The organism is Shimia isoporae (assembly GCF_004346865.1).
Taxonomy (GTDB): Bacteria; Pseudomonadota; Alphaproteobacteria; order Rhodobacterales; family Rhodobacteraceae; genus Shimia; species Shimia isoporae.
Genome location: NZ_SMGR01000001.1, coordinates 2,296,011 through 2,313,304, shown reverse-complemented (window position 1 = coordinate 2,313,304; position 17,294 = coordinate 2,296,011). Strand labels below are relative to the sequence as shown.

Sequence of the window (17,294 nt, the reverse complement as noted above, 5' to 3'; positions counted from 1 at the left end):
TGGAATGTCCAGCGACGGCCAATCGATTTCTGCAACCTGTGGTTTTACAGGTTCGGATACATCGGGAATTTGGCGCAGAGATCCGCGACCTTGGCTTTCACCGCGGCCTCAACCTCGGCGTTGCCTTCCTCACCGTTGGCGGCCAGACCATCGACCACTTCGACAATCATGTCGGCAATGGCGCGGAACTCGTCTTCGCCAAAGCCGCGGGTGGTGCCTGCGGGGGTGCCAAGACGGATGCCGGAGGTGACCATCGGCTTTTCCGGATCAAACGGAATGCCGTTTTTGTTGCAGGTGATGTGGGCGCGACCAAGGGCTTTCTCGGTGGCGTTGCCTTTCACACCTTTGGGGCGCAAGTCGACCAGCATGACGTGGGTGTCGGTGCCGCCGGTGACGATGTCCAGACCGCCTTTGACCAGTTGATCGGCCAGCGCGACAGCGTTGGCACGGACTTGTTTCTGGTAGTCTTTGAATTCCGGGCGCAGCGCTTCGCCAAAGGCCGCTGCCTTGCCCGCAATTACGTGCATCAGCGGGCCGCCCTGAATGCCGGGGAAGATCGCGGAGTTGACCTTTTTGGCGATGGTTTCGTCGTTGGTCAGGATCATGCCGCCACGCGGGCCGCGCAGGGTTTTGTGGGTTGTGGTAGTAGCCACGTCCGCGTGCGGGAAGGGCGAGGGGTGTTCGCCCGCCGCAACCAGACCGGCGAAGTGCGCCATGTCGACCATCAGGTAGGCACCAACCTCGTCTGCGATTTCGCGGAACTTGGCAAAGTCGATCTGACGCGGGATGGCGGAGCCGCCAGCGATGATCAGCTTGGGTTTGTGCTCGAGTGCCAGTTCGCGGACCTGATCATAATCCAGCAGGCTGTCCTGCTTGCGCACACCGTATTGGATGGCGTTGAACCATTTGCCGGACTGGTTGGGCTTGGCACCGTGGGTCAGGTGGCCACCTGCGTCGAGCGACATGCCGAGGATGGTGTCGCCAGGTTGCAGCAGCGCGGTGAAGACACCCTGGTTTGCCTGAGAACCGGAGTTCGGCTGCACATTGGCAAAATCACAGCCGAAGAGCTCTTTGGCGCGATCGATGGCAAGGTTTTCCGCTACGTCCACATATTGGCACCCACCGTAATAGCGGCGACCCGGGTAGCCTTCGGCGTATTTGTTGGTCAGTACGGAGCCTTGGGCCTCCATCACTGCCGCGGAGACAATGTTCTCCGACGCGATCAGTTCAATCTCGTCGCGCTGGCGGCCCAGCTCGTCGGTGATGGAAGCAAATAGCTCGGGGTCACGGGAAGACAGGGACTCGGTGAAAAAGCCGGCGTCGCGGGTCGCAGTCATGGATGCATCTCCAGATCAGGTGTTCACGTTGGCCGCTAGCTAAAGGAAATATGAACGGGACGGAAGGTCATAAAACGACGCAATGTCTTGTCTGAACGCCGTGAATGGTGCAGGGGATAAACATATGCCGTCATAGGAAACTTTGTGACGGCTGTGAAACGATCTCGGCGGACCAGTAGAGATGCAGAAAAGAATCGCCTTTATGGCCAGTCGTGCTCCGGTCGCACAGACCGCGCGGGCTGCGTTGATCGGCCGGTATGGTGACTGTGCACCAGAAGATGCGGACGTGATTGTTGCGCTTGGTGGTGACGGATTCATGTTGTCGACGCTGCACGATACGCAGACGCTTGAAGCTCCGGTTTATGGCATGAACCGCGGGACCGTTGGCTTTCTGATGAACAGTTATCTGGAAAGCGATCTGCTTGAACGTCTCGCTGCGGCTGAGGAAGAGGTCCTGAACCCGCTTTCGATGCGAGCGACCTGTGCCGATGGGTCCGTTCACGAGGCGCTGGCGATCAACGAGGTGTCCCTTTTGCGCGCGGGGCCGCAGGCGGCGAAGCTCAAGATCACTGTGGACGGGCGTTTGCGGATGGAAGAACTGGTCTGCGACGGGGCGCTGGTCAGCACTCCTGCCGGATCGACGGCTTATAACTACTCAGCGCATGGGCCGATCCTTCCGATCGGCTCGGATGTTCTGGCTTTGACTGCGATCGCGCCATTTCGTCCGCGCCGCTGGCGGGGGGCTTTGCTACCCAAAGGCGCTCAGGTCCAGTTCGACGTTGTCGAGGCAGATAAGAGGCCTGTGATGGCGGATGCGGACAGCCGGTCGTTTGAAAACGTGGTGCGTGTCGAGATCCGGTCCGAGCCTTCTGTCGCGCACAAAATTCTGTTCGACCCGGGGCACGGACTGGAAGAACGCCTTATTAGAGAACAGTTTGTCTAAAGCAAGTTGCTGATTTTCCTAGGAAAATGAATATATATTCATCTTGAATGAATATTATATTGCAGAATCGCCATCGCCATATTAGTTCGTTTCATATGAATGATAAGGAATGGCCATGTTTGTAATTGTGTTTATCGCCGAAGCGTTGACTGCGGTTTTCCTCCTGACGTTTTGTCTTATGCTGGCGTCAGATGGGCTTATGGGGAAAGTGTTCGAGATCAAGGTGAAAGACGGGGTGGGGCGTTTTCTGATCCGCAACGCACAGGTCGCCTTTGTCGTGGGATATACTGCCTTCTTTGCCTTTTCGATTTATGAGGTCGTCGATGTCATCCAGAACGGTCCGGGAGTTTAAAATGAAAAACAGTCAAGTGTTCTACAAATGCCTTGCCGCGGGTCTCGTTTGGATTGCGGCGCCAGCCCCTCTTTGGATCATGCTGGCTTTTTCGGCGTTTCAGTAAATGCGCGTCACAACTCATAGCGACTACGGTTTGCGGGTCTTGATTTATGTCGGGCTCGCAAACGGGCGGATGTGCAAGATTCAGGAAATTGCGGAGTCCTACGACATCTCCCGAAGCCATCTGACGAAGGTGGTCTGGAAGCTGTCAGAGGCAGGTTTCCTGAAAACGACCAAAGGTCGAAACGGCGGAATGGTTTTGGCGCGGGCGCCCGAAGAAATCAATTTGGGCGCCGTTTTGCGATTGATGGAGAGCCGAACATCAACGGTAGAATGTTTCGGTCCCAACAACGCCTGCAAGATCACGTCATCCTGTTCGGCTCGCAGCATCTTTCGCGAAGCACAGGAAGCGTTTTTTGCCGTTTTTGACCAATACTCGTTACGCGAGCTGGTTGCACGAAAGTCAGATCTGATGCGGATATTTGAAATGATCGAGTGAGGCGCGGAGGTTGTCCGCGCCTCTTCTTTTGGAGCGCGTGTCAGCCGCCAGCGTAACCGATGGTTTTCAGCGCCTCGGTGATTTCGTCGAGGATTACAGGATCATCGATGGTTGCGGGCATTTTCCACGGCGTACCATCGGCGATGTTCACCATGGTGCCGCGCAGAATTTTACCGGAGCGGGTCTTGGGCAGGCGATCCACGACAACGGCAAGCTTGAAAGCGGCCACTGGGCCGATTTTTTCGCGAACCAATTTCACCACCTCTGCGGCAACCTCGGCGTGATCCCGATCACTTCCGGCATTCAGGCAAAGGAAGCCGACAGGCATCTGGCCTTTCAGTTGATCAGAAACGCCGATCACAGCGCATTCTGCAACATCGGGGTGCGATGCAAGAACTTCTTCCATGCCGCCGGTGGACAGGCGGTGACCCGCGACGTTTATGACGTCATCCGTACGCGCCATGATGTAAAGGTAGCCGTCTTCGTCGATCATGCCGGCATCGCCGGTTTCATAGTAGCCGGGGAAGGTGCTGAGATAGCTCTTGCGGAAACGGTCTTCGGCGTTCCACAGGCCGGGGAGGGTGCCAGGTGGCAGAGGCAGTTTGATTGCAATGGCGCCCAGCTCGTTCGGACCGAGCGGGTTGCCGCCTTCGTCGAGAATTTCGACATCGTAGCCTGGCATCGGGACAGACGGGCTACCGATTTTCACGGGGATCTCCTCCACGCCAAGCGGGTTGGCTGCAATGGCGAAGCCGGTTTCGGTCTGCCACCAGTGATCCACAACCGGAACCTTGAGGTGGTCAAAGGCCCATTGAATGGTGTCCGGGTCTGCGCGTTCGCCCGCCAGGAACAGCGCGCGCAATGAGGACAGGTCATAGTCCTTCATGAGCTGGCCGGTGGGATCTTCTCGTTTCACGGCACGGATCGCAGTGGGTGCGGTGAAGAAGCTGCGGACGTTGTGTTCGTCGATAACCCGCCAGAAAGTACCTGCATCAGGCGTACCCACAGGTTTGCCTTCGAAGACGACGGTTGTGTTGCCGTGCAGGAGCGGACCATAGCAGATGTAGCTATGACCGACGACCCAACCGACGTCGGAGGCTGCCCAGAACACATCGCCCGGCTTTACGTCGTAGATTTTCTCCATTGTCCAATAGAGCGCGACCATATGGCCTGCGGAGGCTCGGATCACACCCTTGGGGGCGCCAGTGGTGCCGGAAGTGTAGAGGATATAGAGCGGGTGGTTGCCTTCGACCGGAACGCAATCGGCTTCCGGTGTATTGGCCTGAAAGTCGTGCCAGTCCACGTCGCGACCATCGATCAGATCCGCGCGCTCTTGCTCGCGTTGGAGTATCACGCAGAAGTCCGGCTTGTGGTCTGCCAGTTCGATGGCGCCGTCAACAAGAGGCTTGTAGTGGACCACACGACCCGGCTCGAGGCCGCAAGAGGCAGCGATGATGGCCTTGGGTTTTGCGTCGTCGATGCGAACGGCCAGTTCGTTGGAGGCAAAGCCGCCAAACACAACAGAGTGTATTGCGCCGAGGCGGGCACAAGCCAGCATGGCCACAAGCGCTTCGGGAACCATCGGCATGTAAATGATAACGCGATCGCCTTTGGCAACACCTTTGTCTGCCAAGCCTCCGGCAAGTGAAGCGACTTGGTCGCGCAATTCGGAGAAGGACACCTTGTCTTTCTTGCCGGTGATCGGGCTGTCGTAGATGATCGCGGTCTGATCGCCCCGACCCGCTTCGACGTGTCTGTCGACAGCGTTGTAGCAAGTGTTGCCCAAACTGTCGGAGAACCATTCATACAGACCGTTGCCTTTGTCGGTCAGTGCTTTGCTGGGAGCTTTGTCCCAGTCAATATAGCTGGCAGCCTCAAGCCAGAAGCCTTCGTGGTCGTCCTGCCAGTTCTGATAGACGTCTTTGTACGACATGGGGTCCTCCTCTTCCTTGTCTCAGGCATAGGGGAGCAGGTGCCGTTGCGGCAAGAGCGGGAGGCTATGGCGTGGCAGATTATCGCAGAAAATTTGCAGAGTTTGCGATTTGACCCTGCAAAGATTTGCAAACCACTCCTTCTTTGGAATTCGCCGCAAACTCCGACTTGGAGGTTTGCAAAGTTGCAAATTTTTTGCCGCCGGACGAATCGCCACGGTAACTGTGAGGTTCTGTTGACAGCTTTGCTGTCGGCGCGTCATTGTTTTGGCAATAGAGGGAAAGCCAATGGCGGATATTCATTTACAACCGGATCAGAGCGTCGGGTTGGATCGGTTTTTCAAGATGAACTGGGTCTTCAGTGCACGGAGAGATCTGATCTTTCTGATTGGGTCGGTTCTGTCTGGATGGCTCATCTTTGGCATCTATCTGGTGCTGGGGTGGAACATGATCCTGGTATGGCTGGTTTGGGTCATCGTGTTGGACACGCCGCATTTCTTTGCCACTTACAGCCGCACATATCTTGATCGTGAGGCACGCAAGCAAATGCCTCGCCTTCTGATCCTGTCGCTTGGTGTGTTTCTGGTCGGGCCGGTCACGCTTGCAGTTTCTTATGGGCTTGAGGCCTTGGGGGCACCATTCTGGAAGGCACCTTGGTACGGGTTCATGATCGTTGTGAGCTTGTGGGCCTATTGGCATGTAACCCGCCAGCATTACGGGATTTTGCGGCTTTATCACCGTGTGAACGGAGAGACCGGCACCAAGGATGCGCGGATCGACAGTTGGGTGCTCTATGGCTGTCTGCTGGTGCCTTTTGTGGCGTTTCTGGCACGGCACGCGGGTGCGCGGCGGCGTGTGGGGCTTGAGGGGCGGCTGACCTTTCCGGAGCGGGACGCCGGGCAGTCATGGTTTGACTATGTCGCGGCTTTGCAATGGGAGCTTTGGGTTGTGTTGGCGACAATGGCGATCGTTGTCGGTCTGCTTGGCGTGTTTGTCGCGCGACAAGTGCAAAGGGTGAGCCGTGGCGACAAAATTGCCTTGCCCAAGCTTGCGTTTCTGGCGGCGGTCCTGCCGTTGCACCTTTACATGTGTTATTCGGACCACCTTTTGTTTACGAGCCTGCTCGTGTTCACCATGATTGTGACGATCTATCACGACGTTCAGTACCTCGCGATTGTCTGGTTCTATAACGAGAACCGCTATGGCGGAGAGCCGGCAAAGGCAGAGAAGACTTATGGGTTTGCAGCCAAGTTGTCGCGCAACTTCTGGATTTATCTGGCCTTTGCTATTGCGGCGATTTCCCTGCCTGTATGGGGGCTTGGTTGTCTGATCGGGCGCATCAAAGTTTGTGCGCCGGGACCGGTGTGGGGGGATCAGCTGGAAATTGGTGGAACCACGTGGATCGCGTTTTACGTGATGCTGACACTTGGTTTCCAGATGCATCACTATGTGCTGGACCAGTTCATCTGGCGGCCCAGTAAAGACAAGAAATTGCGCGAAGATTTGAAGGTAGAGGCCTGAAGATTCTTCAAGAGCAGGTGCGCGGGCGGCCGCGCACCTGGCTTTGTTTTAGCCGTAATGGGTCACCGGCGTTCCGGCGATCGCGGCCATGTTTAGAAGGCCACGGGCGGTGATGGACTGGCTCACGATGTGCGCCTTGTTGCCCATTCCCATCAGGATCGGTCCTACCTCCAGTGCATCGGCACGCATTTTCAGAATGTTGCGCACGGCGGAAGCCGCGTCCGCATGGGCAAATACCAACACATTGGCCGACCCTTCGAGGCGTGTACGAGGGAAGATGCGGGCGCGGAGTTCCGGATCGAGAGCCGTGTCGACGTTCATTTCGCCTTCGTAGGTAAAGTCGCGTGGGCGGCTGTCTAGGATCGCCATTGCTTCGCGCAGGCGTTTGCCGGAGCCTTGGCGATGGTTGCCAAACTGACTTTGCGAGCAAAGCGCTATCTTGGGTTCCAGACCGAAGCGGCGCACGTGACGGGCGGCGCCTTCGGTGATGCGCGCGATATGTTCGGGGCTGGGAAGCTCATGAACTTGTGTGTCGGCGATAAAGAGCGGACCGTCTTCAAGGATCATTAGCGACAGCGCGCCGTGTGGCGACAAGGAGGCATTGCCAAGCACTTGTTGCACGTAGTTCAGATGCCAGCGGTATTCTCCGAAGGTGCCGCAAATCAGACTGTCGGCCTCCTCGCGATGAACCATGATGGCGCCGATAGCGGTTGTGTTGGTGCGCATGATCGCTTTGGCGAGGTCGGGCGTGACGCCTTCGCGTTCCATGAGCTCGTGATAGCTGTTCCAGTAGTCAAAGTAGCGCGGGTCATTTTCCGGATTCACGATCTGGAAATCTGAACCCGGCCGGATCGTGAGGCCCGCACGTTCGCAGCGGGCTTCGATGACCTCGGGACGACCAATCAGGATGGGAGTTTCGGTGGTTTCCTCGAGGATCGCCTGCGCTGCGCGGAGTACGCGTTCGTCTTCCCCTTCGGCAAAGACGATGCGCCGGGCAGCGTTTGAGGCGGCTTCAAAAACAGGGCGCATAAGAAGCGCGGATTTGAACACCGACTGGTTGAGCTTGTGCGTGTAGGCTTCGAGGTCTTCGATCGGGCGCTGGGCAACCCCGCTTTCCATTGCGGCTTGCGCAACTGCGGCGGAAACAACGCCGACGAGGCGCGGATCGAAGGGTTTCGGGATCAGATAGTCGGCCCCAAAGGTGAGTTGCTCGCCTTTATACGCCGCGGCGGCTTCGGCGGAGGTGGTTGCGCGTGCCAGTTCGGCAATGCCGTTCACGCAGGCGACGCACATTTCATCATTGATCTCCGTCGCGCCAACATCCAAAGCCCCGCGGAAGATAAATGGGAAACAAAGGACATTGTTGACCTGATTGGGGAAATCCGATCGCCCCGTGGCGATGATGGCGTCCGGCGCAACCTTGCGGGCTTCATCAGGCATGATTTCGGGTGTCGGGTTCGCGAGCGCAAATATGATGGGCTGCGCGGCCATCTTGGACACCAGTTCAGGCTTGAGAACGCCAGGGCCAGAGAGGCCTAGGAACATGTCCGCTTCGTCCATTACCTCCGCGAGAGTTCGCAGGTCGGTGGATTGGGCAAATTCGGCCTTCTGCGGGTTCATGTCTTCGGTCCGGCCTTCATACACAAGGCCGTGGATGTCGCAGAGCCAAACGTTCTCGCGCTTGACGCCGAGCTTCAGCAGCATGTTGAGGCATGCGATCCCCGCTGCGCCGCCACCGGTAGAGACGATTTTGATGTCTTCGAATTTCTTGCCCGCCACCCTCAGGGCATTGGTTGCTGCGGCGCCGACGACAATAGCTGTGCCGTGCTGATCGTCGTGAAATACCGGAATATTCATTCGCTCTCGGCAGAGCTTCTCAACAATGAAGCAATCCGGTGCCTTGATATCCTCAAGGTTGATGGCGCCGAACGTCGGGCCCATTGCGCAGACAATGTCAGCTAGTTTCTCGGGGTCCTTTTCGTCAAGCTCGATGTCGAAGCAATCGATGTTGGCAAATTTCTTGAATAGGACGGCCTTGCCTTCCATCACAGGCTTTGAGGCTAGCGCACCTATGTTTCCAAGGCCGAGCACAGCGGAGCCATTGGAGACGACAGCCACCAGATTTTGGCGCGCTGTATAGAGTGCGGCGTTGGCAGGATCATCCTTGATCTCGAGGCAGGCTTCTGCGACGCCGGGGGAGTAAGCGCGCGAGAGGTCGCGCCCGTTGGCGAGCGGTTTGGTGGCGCGGATTTCGAGCTTACCCGGTTTGGGATTTGCGTGGTAGAACAGGGCCGCATCGCGGAGCGATTGGGTGCGGTTGTCGGACATTCGGGTTACCTCGGATCAGGGGTTTTCGGAGATAGTTGAGCCTTAAACTAGTTTTGTCGCGGTGAAAATGGGCAATCCTGACGCAACGGCAGCATCTTGAAATTTTGACCATTTGGTTTCATTCTCGGCCAAATCACGTGAGGGAGCAGATATTTTGGACATTCGGGCGGAGGTACGGCTTCCCACAGACGAGCTGCGGGACGATATCCCTTTTTACACCAAAACGCTGAAAATGCGGATGGATATGATCTATCCGGCGGACGATCCCACGATTGCCGTTTTTTCCGGACACGGTCTGCGGCTCCGTATCGAAAAAGGGGCGCCTGAAGGTCCCGGTATGATCCGTATCCTGACGGAAGATCCCGATGGTTTTGCAGAGGGGGCACGGGAACTGACCGCGCCGAACGGCACCCGGGTGGAGATCGACGAACTGAATCCGCCATTGGTATTGCCGAAGGTCCAGCACTCGTTTGTGGTGCGGCGGCTTGCGGATCAGGCGCCGTGGGTGATCGGACGCGCGGGGATGCACTATCGCGATCTGGTGCCGGACCGGTTGGGCGGCGCAATGATTGCGAGCCATATCCGTATTCCGGACGGCGGTCCGGTGCCCGATATGGTGCATTACCACAAAGTGGGGTTTCAGCTGATTTTCTGTGTGAACGGATGGGTGGATGTTCTTTATGAAGATCAAGGTGGGATGCGTCGACTGAACGCGGGTGACTGTTTCATCCAGCCGCCCGAGATCCGTCACATGGTGTGCGAAGCCAGTGATGATCTGCAAGTCATCGAGATCGGTGTGCCCGCTGACCACGTGACAGAGATCGATCATGAAATGGCATTGCCGACGCCGCATGAGCGCCCGGACAGGGAGTGGGACGGACAGCGGTTTGTGCACAATCTGGCAGAGGGGGCGGAGTGGACGGATTTCAGGCTGCCCGGGTTCGTGTGCCGCGACACGACGATTGCCGCGAACACCAGAAATGTTGCCGGCGTTCAAGTGATCCGGCGCGGCACGGGCAATCCCCAGTGGGCGCGGCATGACGCAGATATCCACTTTACCTTTGTGATGAAGGGCACGATGGTTTTGGAGGGCGAAGGGCGCGACCCCTTTGCACTTGAAGCCGGTGATGCCTTTGTGATCCCGCCAGGAATGAAAACCCGTTACACCGACCCCAGTGCGGACATCGAATTGCTCGAAGTCACGCTTGCAGGGGCCTTCAAGACGAAAGTGATAGAAGAATGAGCCTCGAAAAATCTGCTTTTGCGGTGCGTGAACATGCGTATGCGCCCTATTCAAACTTTAAGGTCGGCGCAGCGATCCGTTCCATGAGCGGCGTCGTCTATTCCGGCTGCAATGTCGAGAATATTGCTTACCCGGAAGGTACTTGTGCGGAGGCCGGCGCAATTGCGGCTATGGTGGCGGCGGGAGAAACGAGGCTCAAAGAAGTGTTTGTCGTCGCCGACAGCAAAGAGCCGGTCAGTCCCTGCGGCGGGTGCCGTCAAAAGCTGGCTGAGTTTGCCGCGGGCGACGCTGTTGTGACGCTTGCTAACCTGGACGGTGTGCGTGTGACGATGACAATGGCCGAACTTCTGCCTGGCGCCTTTGGTTCTGATCACATGGATGCCGATCACAAAGACCGCGACTAAGCAGGAGATTTGCGGATGGATGCACGTGCGATCATCGCCCAGTTGAGACGCGGGGAAGACCCAAGCCGCGAAGAGCTTGCGTGGTTTGCCAAAGGATTGGCCGATGGGGTGGTCAGCGACGCGCAGGCCGGTGCATTTGCTATGGGTGTATGTTTGCGGGGGCTGACCGAAGAAGGGCGCGTGGCTCTGACACTCGCAATGCGGGACAGCGGCGATACCATGGTCTGGGAATTGCCAGGGCCTGTTCTCGACAAGCATTCCACTGGCGGTGTCGGCGATTGTGTCAGCCTTGTGCTGGCGCCTGCGTTGGCGGCGTGCGGTGCATTTGTGCCAATGGTTTCGGGCCGCGGCCTTGGACACACCGGCGGCACTTTGGACAAACTTGAAGCCATTGCAGGGTATCAAACGGGTCTTGATGAAGGCCGGTTTGCTCAGGTCGTTCGAGACTGCGGTGCGTCGATCGTCAGTGCGACGGCTGATATCGCTCCGGCGGACAAACGCCTCTATGCGATCCGCGATGTGACGGGGACGGTCGAGAGCTTGGATCTCATCACCGCGTCGATCCTTTCAAAAAAGCTCGCGGCTGGGCTGCAGGGGTTGGTTCTGGATGTAAAGCTCGGCTCAGGAGCGTTCATGAAAACGCTGGATGATGCAGAAGCGCTGGCGCAGTCACTGGTCAGCACCGCAAATTTGGCAGGGTGTCCGACAAGTGCAGTGATTTCGGATATGAACCAACCCTTGGCGCCCAGTCTTGGCAACGCGCTTGAGGTCGCCGAGTGCATGGAAGTGCTGTGCGGATCGAAAGGCGGCCCTTTGGCAGAGTTGAGCGTATCGCTTGGGGGCGTGCTGTTGGCCAACGCCAAGTTGGCAACGGACGTCGAAGATGGCGTTGCAAAAATGGTTGCAGCTTTGGCGGACGGGTCAGCCGCCGAAGCATTTGGGAAAATGGTGTCCGCACAGGGCGGGCCGGTGCGGTTCGTCGAAGAATGGCGGCGGTTCTTGCCGGAAGCCTCGGTTATTCGTCCGGTGAAGGCCAAGCGTGCGGGATATGTATCGGCCATCGATGGAGAGGCCCTTGGTCTTGCCGTCGTCGGGCTTGGCGGCGGTCGTCAGGTGGAAAGCGACGTGATCGATCCTTCTGTCGGGTTTTCCGAAGTGGTGAGATTGGGAGATCGCGTCGAAATCGGCGACAACTTATTGCGCCTGCATGCCGCACGCGAAGATAAGGCCGAGGAGGTTACGGCGGCTGTGCTTTCGGCGATTGTCATTTCGGATGAAATGCCGGATATCCCGCCTCTTATTCATGAGAGGAACCGGTAATGACGCGCGCGTTTTTGGTAGTGATGGATTCGGTTGGCATTGGCGGCGCACCCGATGCGGGACGGTTTTTCAACGGTGCGGTGCCGGACACAGGTTCAAACACCTTGGCCCACATAGCGCAGGCTTGCGCGGCGGGGCGGGCGGAAGAAGGACGTTCCGGTCCGCTGAGGGTTCCACATCTGGACGCGCTTGGGCTGGGCGCAGCGACGCGATTGGCCAGTGGCGCAAACGTACCAGGGCTGGATGCCGAGCCATCCGGCGTCTGGGGCGCAGCGACGGAGCAATCCCCGGGAAAGGACACGCCTTCGGGGCATTGGGAACTGGCAGGTTTGCCGGTGCCTTGGGATTGGGGTTATTTCCCCGTGGAAACGCCTTGTTTCCCGGAAGAATTGGTGACCGAAGTCTGCCGTCTCGCCGGCACCGATGGGATCCTAGGGAACTGTCACGCATCTGGGACGGTGATTATCAATGAGTTGGCAGACGAGCATATCCGAACGGGCTTTCCGATTTGCTATACGTCAGCGGACAGCGTGTTTCAGATCGCCGCGCATGAAGATCACTTCGGGCTCGATAAGTTGCTGGGACTTTGCCGTGATTTGGCGCCAACATTGCATGCGATGAAGATTGGACGCGTGATTGCACGGCCGTTCGTCGGGGACGCAGAGCGGGGGTACTCGCGTACGACCAACCGTCGCGACTATGCCATTGCGCCACCAGAAGCCGTGTTGACCAACTGGATTCAAGATGCAGGTGGAAAAGTGCATGGCGTCGGGAAAATCGGCGACATCTTTACCATGGCGGGCATCGATGATTGTACAAAGGGCAGCGACGCCAAGCTGATGCAGGATTTGCATCGATGGGGTGATGAGGCTGAAAACGGCAGCCTGACCTTTGCGAACTTTGTGGAATTCGACAGCTTATACGGGCATCGGAGGGATATCTCCGGTTATGCCAAGGCCCTGGAATGGTTCGATACGGAGATCGGCGCATTTATGGATAAAATGCGGGAAGGTGACCTCTTGATCCTGACGGCGGATCACGGCAATGACCCGAGTTGGTCCGGCACCGATCACACGCGGGAGCGTGTGCCGGTTCTGTGTGCCGGTGTCGGCACGAAAGAGGCCGGAATTTTGGATTTTGTGGACGTCGCCGCAACCTTGGCGACCCATTTGGGGGTAACTCCCCCGCGCGGAAGGAGTTTTTTGTGAGCGTAGCGGATCTGCCGAAAGTCGAGTTGCACCTGCATCATGAAGGTGCGGCGCCGCCGGCTTTTATCAAGCAATTGGCGCATGAAAAGAACGTGGACCTGAGCAAGGTTTTCACGGCGGATGGCGGATATGCGTTCGAGAACTTTGTGCATTTTCTCAGCGTTTATGAGGCGGCAAGTTCCGTTTTGACCGGACCTGAGGAGTTCGCGCGGCTGACAACCGCTATTCTGGAAGAGAGCGCTGCGAACGGGGTGGTTTACACCGAGAGTTTCCTGAGCCCTGATTTCTGTGGCGGTGGCGATGTCGGAGCATGGCGCGAATACCTCGCGGCTATTGAGGAAGCGGCATCGGCGGCCGAAGCCAAGCACGGTATCACGTTGCGCGGCGTGATCACTGCGGTGCGCCACTTTGGGCCGGAGAAATCCCGCGCCTCGTCATTGTGTGCAGCGGAAACAGCGGGTGACTTCGTCACCGGATTTGGGATGGGCGGCGACGAAGGCCAGTTCAGCCAAGGCGCGTTCTCCTATGCATTTGAGCAGGCCAAGGAAGCCGGTTTGCGTTTGACCACCCATGCGGGGGAGTTTGGCGGACCAGAGAGCGTATGGGACGCGATCAAGGACCTGAATGTCGAGCGGATCGGACACGGTGTACGTGCGATGGAAGACCCCGATCTGGTCAAAGAACTGGCGGCGCGGCAGGTCACACTTGAAGTTTGTCCCGGTTCGAATGTCGTTTTGGGACTGTTTCCTGATTTTGTCAGTCACCCGATCCAGAAGCTTCGGGACGCAGGAGTCAAAGTCACGGTCAGTACCGATGATCCTCCATTCTTTCACACCACCATGCGTCGCGAGTACGAGGAGCTTGAAAAGGCGTTTGGCTGGACCGAAGAAGATTTCCGCGCATTGAATGCCACGGCGCTTGACGCGGCCTTCTGTGACGCCGAAACAAAGAAAACCGTAGCCGAGAGACTGGAGAAAATCTGATGGACCATCTGACCGTCGTTGATCACCCGCTGGTGCAGCACAAGCTGACGATTATGCGCGACGAAGCGACTTCGACCGCCGAATTTCGCCGTCTGCTTCGCGAGATCAGCCAGCTTTTGGCCTATGAGGTGACCCGCGAGTTGCCAATGACCACCAAGAAGATCAAGACGCCAATGGTGGAGATGGACGCGCCGACTCTCGCTGGTCGCAAGCTGGCGCTTGTATCGATTTTGCGTGCAGGTAACGGCCTTCTGGATGGTATGCTCGAACTGGTACCATCTGCGCGTGTCGGTTTCGTGGGGCTGTACCGCGATGAAGAAACGCTTGAGCCGGTGCAATACTACTTCAAAGCGCCCAGCGAGTTGAATGACCGACTGGTGATCGCAGTCGATCCGATGCTGGCGACAGGCAACTCTTCTGCGGCGGCGATTGACTTGTTGAAGAAAGAAGGCGCGCAGAACATTCGCTTCCTTTGTCTGCTTGCCGCGCCCGAAGGTGTCGCACGCATGAAGGAGGCCCATCCGGACGTGCCTATCGTGACCGCCGCACTTGACGAACGGCTGAACGAGAAAGGGTATATCCTGCCTGGACTCGGTGATGCAGGTGACCGGATGTTTGGCACACGCTGACGCAAATTTAATAATATCAGCGGTTTACTCATTTAGATAATTCCGGCAAAGTTGCCCCTACATCTTGTGGGGGCAAAATGAAACTGACCAGAGTCATCGCGATCAATGTGATCGTGGCATCTTTGGGCTTAGGCGTGGTACACGCTCAGTCCTTTTCGCCAATGGACTCCCCGGCCGAATTCCCGCCGGCGAGTTATCAAGGCAAGCAGTATGTCGACAGCCGCGGCTGCGTCTATATCCGTGCGGGCATTGATGGCAGCGTCGCGTGGGTGCCGCGGGTGACGCGCGACCGCAAGGTTGTGTGCGGGTTCAAACCGACGTTTGACAAGCCTGTCGCGGGCACTGCCCCTCCGCCGAAGATCGACAAGAATGTCGTTCAAATTCAGCCTGCGGCGACACCTACAGACGGCCCCACTCTTTTCGGAACGCCAAAGAAACCGCAGACCACGACAGCGCCTGCGGCGACCGCTACGGCTCCGGCGGCCATAGCGGCTCCTGCGCCGAAAACGACTGTGAAAAAGTCTACGAAGAAACCCTTGTTTACGACGCCAGTTGCTGTGCCCCCCGCAACAACGACCACGACAACGGCACCCAAGCCGGTGGCCGCTCCGACGACGACCACAACCACAACCACAACCGCGCCGACCCAGACGAGGCGCACTTCGACGCAGCCCGCGCGCGCAGCGGGAAGTGCCTCACCCTGTCGCGGAGGTGCGACGACCTACAAGGGGCTTAAGGTACGGTGTGGACCTCAAGCCGAGTCTCCAGTGACGCCGGGAAGTGGCACTCCGACGGCGACACCCCCAAAGATGCGGTTTAACCAGCAAAATTCATCATTGCGCAGACCGCCCGTAGGGACGGTGGTGCGCGAAGGCGAGGTGGCGAGTGACGTGCGTGTTGTGCCCAAACACGTCTATGAAGCGAACCTGCTCAACAACGTGTCTACCGAAGTGCCCGCTGGCTACAGGCTAGCATTTGATGACGGCCGTCTGAACACGCGTCGCGCTGAGATGACGTTCGCGGGCAAAGCGCAAAGTGATGCGATATGGGAGCGCAAGGTGCCGCGCCGTATGTTGACTGGAATTGCCGTGCCTGTGGTTGTTGCGCGTGACGCTTCTGTTGAGACGCCTCTTGCGCCCGCACCCGTGGTAAGTTCCCGTTCCGCACCGGCCGAAAAGTCCCTGCGGCTTTCCGGCACGACCTACGTGCAGGTGGCGACGTTTACAGAAGCTTCTGCTGCACAGGGGACTGCCAAGCAGGTTCGCAAACTTGGCATGCCGGTTCGGATCGGCAAATACGAGCGCGCTGGTACCGAACACCGGATGGTTCTGGCTGGCCCCTTTGCAGATCAAGCCGCTGCGGAGAAGGCGCTGCTCAAAGCGCGGTCTGCTGGCTACTCCGACGCGTTTCTACGAAAATAAAAGCGACGAATTCTCAGCAATTCATTGCGGCGTTTGGGAGAATTCTCAGGCGCCGCATATGCCTTGAAGCGCCACCCAATCGCCGTCCGAGAGCACCGGTTCCGGCGTCACGGCAAACGGATCGGCTTCGATCAACTCAAGTGTCTGCTCTCCGGATGGGTCCAAGGCAAAAGCGTATGGGCTGATGCGGACTTGATGGGTTTTGAAGGCCTCGATGAGCGCCTGGTCTCCTGGTCTGATGGGTTGGGCGAGCACGACATTCTCGACGTGGCTTCGCAGCAAGTCGTCAGGCAGGGAGCCAGTCGTCAGGAGGCGAAAGCTCGCGCCGATGCCAGCATCTTCCAATAACCGGCGCAACGGATCGCCGGTGGCTTCCTGAACGGCTATGACGAAACCCGCTACCACGTCTGGCTCTTCGAAATCTTCGACGGTGCTTCTGTTCAAAAGGACCGTCCCACCGGGAAGGACTGCAGCTTCGCGTACACCGGAGGGTACGACCATCAAGTGATCGACTTTCAGGCGACGCTCAAGTTTGCGTAGGGCGATTTGCCCCAAATCGTCTTCGCAGGCCTGTCCTGTGACACGGGTGGTGTGTTTGAGGATGGCTTCGCCAATGTCCTGCCGCACGGCAGCTGGCGCCACCTTGAGTGCATGTTCGCTAAGCGCGCCTGGCAACCAGAAAACGCCAAGCGCCGTCAACGCTGCAAGGCTGAGCGCAAAAATACCATAACGTAGACGACCGGGGCGGGGTTGGCGGCGAGCAACTGCGGAGCGCAGTTTCTCGATCGCATCGATCATTTCGGCTTCGCCATCGCCGATTTCCAATGTCTCATCGGCGTCGCCGTCAGGGTGGAAAATCGCCGGTCTCTCGCCTGGGTTGGCGCGACGTACGGCGGGGATCGACCAGTGGGTAATGGCACGGTCCTGCAGATCGGAAATCACCAGAGTGGCGTCCCCGATCGAGACAATCACGTCGCGGCGTTGTTCGTTTGAAGACGCCCTCCAGATGGCGGTCGCCTCCAGGCGGTCGTATTTGTGAAGTGCCGTGCTCATGGAAGGCCTGCTCTGCCTTTTTTGTTGCTCTCAGGCTTATCACAGGCGGTTTGGCCCCCGCAATGGGGCGTCGGGCGCGA

16 protein-coding genes are annotated in these 17,294 nt (G+C 57.9%); 11 read left to right on the top strand and 5 right to left on the bottom strand.

Translation table 11 applies throughout. The features are described 5' to 3' along the window. Positions 1 to 44: 44 nt before the first annotated feature. Positions 45 to 1,337, bottom strand: a complete 1,293-nt coding sequence (gene glyA / locus BXY66_RS11330) for a serine hydroxymethyltransferase (RefSeq protein WP_132860210.1) — start codon at positions 1,335 to 1,337, stop codon at positions 45 to 47. Between the two features lie 181 nt (positions 1,338 to 1,518). Between glyA and BXY66_RS11325 the strand changes: the two genes are divergently transcribed. The 3 genes from BXY66_RS11325 (at position 1,519) to BXY66_RS11315 (ending at position 3,173) form a co-directional block, all read left to right on the top strand. Further along, positions 1,519 to 2,280, top strand: a complete 762-nt coding sequence (locus BXY66_RS11325; RefSeq protein ID WP_132860209.1) for an NAD kinase — start codon at positions 1,519 to 1,521, stop codon at positions 2,278 to 2,280. 115 nt (positions 2,281 to 2,395) lie between these two features. Next, a complete protein-coding gene (locus tag BXY66_RS11320) occupies positions 2,396 to 2,632 on the top strand; it encodes a hypothetical protein (RefSeq protein WP_132860208.1) in 237 nt (78 codons plus the stop codon). A 106-nt stretch (positions 2,633 to 2,738) separates the two neighbouring features. Continuing rightward, positions 2,739 to 3,173, top strand: a complete 435-nt coding sequence (locus BXY66_RS11315) for an RrF2 family transcriptional regulator (protein WP_132860207.1) — start codon at positions 2,739 to 2,741, stop codon at positions 3,171 to 3,173. Positions 3,174 to 3,213: 40 nt separating this feature from the next. On the opposite strand, the gene BXY66_RS11310 is transcribed toward BXY66_RS11315, so the two are convergent. After that, positions 3,214 to 5,106: a propionyl-CoA synthetase gene (locus BXY66_RS11310; protein WP_132860206.1), complete on the bottom strand. Its 1,893-nt coding sequence runs from the start codon at positions 5,104 to 5,106 to the stop codon at positions 3,214 to 3,216. A gap of 286 nt (positions 5,107 to 5,392) precedes the next feature. Here BXY66_RS11310 and BXY66_RS11305 point away from each other — a divergent pair, with 286 nt between their 5' ends. Continuing rightward, complete coding sequence (locus BXY66_RS11305) at positions 5,393 to 6,625, top strand: hypothetical protein (RefSeq protein WP_132860205.1); 1,233 nt, start codon at positions 5,393 to 5,395, stop codon at positions 6,623 to 6,625. Between the two features lie 48 nt (positions 6,626 to 6,673). On the opposite strand, the gene BXY66_RS11300 is transcribed toward BXY66_RS11305, so the two are convergent. Next, entirely contained in the window at positions 6,674 to 8,953 is a 2,280-nt protein-coding gene (locus BXY66_RS11300; protein ID WP_132860204.1) for an NADP-dependent malic enzyme, read from the bottom strand. Between the two features lie 151 nt (positions 8,954 to 9,104). Between BXY66_RS11300 and BXY66_RS11295 the strand changes: the two genes are divergently transcribed. Genes BXY66_RS11295 through upp form a run of 6 tightly spaced genes read left to right on the top strand, consistent with a single transcriptional unit; the run spans position 9,105 to position 14,740 of the window. Next, a complete protein-coding gene (locus tag BXY66_RS11295) occupies positions 9,105 to 10,196 on the top strand; it encodes a cupin domain-containing protein (protein ID WP_132860432.1) in 1,092 nt (363 codons plus the stop codon). Beyond that, positions 10,193 to 10,600: a cytidine deaminase gene (locus tag BXY66_RS11290; protein ID WP_132860203.1), complete on the top strand. Its 408-nt coding sequence runs from the start codon at positions 10,193 to 10,195 to the stop codon at positions 10,598 to 10,600. Before BXY66_RS11295 ends, BXY66_RS11290 begins: the two co-directional genes overlap by 4 nt. Before the next feature lie 15 nt (positions 10,601 to 10,615). Beyond that, positions 10,616 to 11,920 (top strand): thymidine phosphorylase, encoded by a 1,305-nt coding sequence (locus tag BXY66_RS11285; RefSeq protein ID WP_132860202.1) that lies wholly within the window; start codon positions 10,616 to 10,618, stop codon positions 11,918 to 11,920. Then, positions 11,920 to 13,128, top strand: coding sequence for a phosphopentomutase (locus BXY66_RS11280; protein ID WP_132860201.1), 1,209 nt, complete (start codon positions 11,920 to 11,922; stop codon positions 13,126 to 13,128). The genes BXY66_RS11285 and BXY66_RS11280 overlap by 1 nt, the downstream gene beginning before the upstream one ends. Next, positions 13,125 to 14,111 (top strand): adenosine deaminase, encoded by a 987-nt coding sequence (locus BXY66_RS11275; RefSeq protein WP_132860200.1) that lies wholly within the window; start codon positions 13,125 to 13,127, stop codon positions 14,109 to 14,111. Before BXY66_RS11280 ends, BXY66_RS11275 begins: the two co-directional genes overlap by 4 nt. After that, entirely contained in the window at positions 14,108 to 14,740 is a 633-nt protein-coding gene (gene upp, locus BXY66_RS11270; RefSeq protein ID WP_132860199.1) for a uracil phosphoribosyltransferase, read from the top strand. Before BXY66_RS11275 ends, upp begins: the two co-directional genes overlap by 4 nt. Positions 14,741 to 15,122: 382 nt before the next feature. On the opposite strand, the gene BXY66_RS20490 is transcribed toward upp, so the two are convergent. Beyond that, entirely contained in the window at positions 15,123 to 15,401 is a 279-nt protein-coding gene (locus BXY66_RS20490; RefSeq protein ID WP_165929157.1) for a hypothetical protein, read from the bottom strand. A 175-nt stretch (positions 15,402 to 15,576) separates the two neighbouring features. Between BXY66_RS20490 and BXY66_RS20485 the strand changes: the two genes are divergently transcribed. Further along, the gene (locus BXY66_RS20485; protein WP_165929156.1) at positions 15,577 to 16,161 is read left to right on the top strand and encodes an SPOR domain-containing protein; all 585 of its coding nucleotides are present in this window, start codon (positions 15,577 to 15,579) and stop codon (positions 16,159 to 16,161) included. 45 nt (positions 16,162 to 16,206) lie between these two features. Here BXY66_RS20485 and BXY66_RS11260 read toward each other — a convergent pair whose 3' ends face one another. Next, positions 16,207 to 17,214, bottom strand: a complete 1,008-nt coding sequence (locus BXY66_RS11260; RefSeq protein WP_132860197.1) for a hypothetical protein — start codon at positions 17,212 to 17,214, stop codon at positions 16,207 to 16,209. Positions 17,215 to 17,294: the final 80 nt, after the last annotated feature.

Excerpts from the sequence above, each read along its gene's own strand:
- glyA (WP_132860210.1), bottom strand. The coding sequence starts at position 1,337 with ATGACTGCGACCCGCGACGCCGGCTTTTTCACCGAGTCCCTGTCTTCC.
- BXY66_RS11325 (WP_132860209.1), top strand. The coding sequence starts at position 1,519 with ATGCAGAAAAGAATCGCCTTTATGGCCAGTCGTGCTCCGGTCGCACAG.
- BXY66_RS11320 (WP_132860208.1), top strand. The coding sequence starts at position 2,396 with ATGTTTGTAATTGTGTTTATCGCCGAAGCGTTGACTGCGGTTTTCCTC.
- BXY66_RS11315 (WP_132860207.1), top strand. The coding sequence starts at position 2,739 with ATGCGCGTCACAACTCATAGCGACTACGGTTTGCGGGTCTTGATTTAT.
- BXY66_RS11310 (WP_132860206.1), bottom strand. The coding sequence starts at position 5,106 with ATGTCGTACAAAGACGTCTATCAGAACTGGCAGGACGACCACGAAGGC.
- BXY66_RS11305 (WP_132860205.1), top strand. The coding sequence starts at position 5,393 with ATGGCGGATATTCATTTACAACCGGATCAGAGCGTCGGGTTGGATCGG.
- BXY66_RS11300 (WP_132860204.1), bottom strand. The coding sequence starts at position 8,953 with ATGTCCGACAACCGCACCCAATCGCTCCGCGATGCGGCCCTGTTCTAC.
- BXY66_RS11290 (WP_132860203.1), top strand. The coding sequence starts at position 10,193 with ATGAGCCTCGAAAAATCTGCTTTTGCGGTGCGTGAACATGCGTATGCG.
- BXY66_RS11285 (WP_132860202.1), top strand. The coding sequence starts at position 10,616 with ATGGATGCACGTGCGATCATCGCCCAGTTGAGACGCGGGGAAGACCCA.
- BXY66_RS11280 (WP_132860201.1), top strand. The coding sequence starts at position 11,920 with ATGACGCGCGCGTTTTTGGTAGTGATGGATTCGGTTGGCATTGGCGGC.
- BXY66_RS11260 (WP_132860197.1), bottom strand. The coding sequence starts at position 17,214 with ATGAGCACGGCACTTCACAAATACGACCGCCTGGAGGCGACCGCCATC.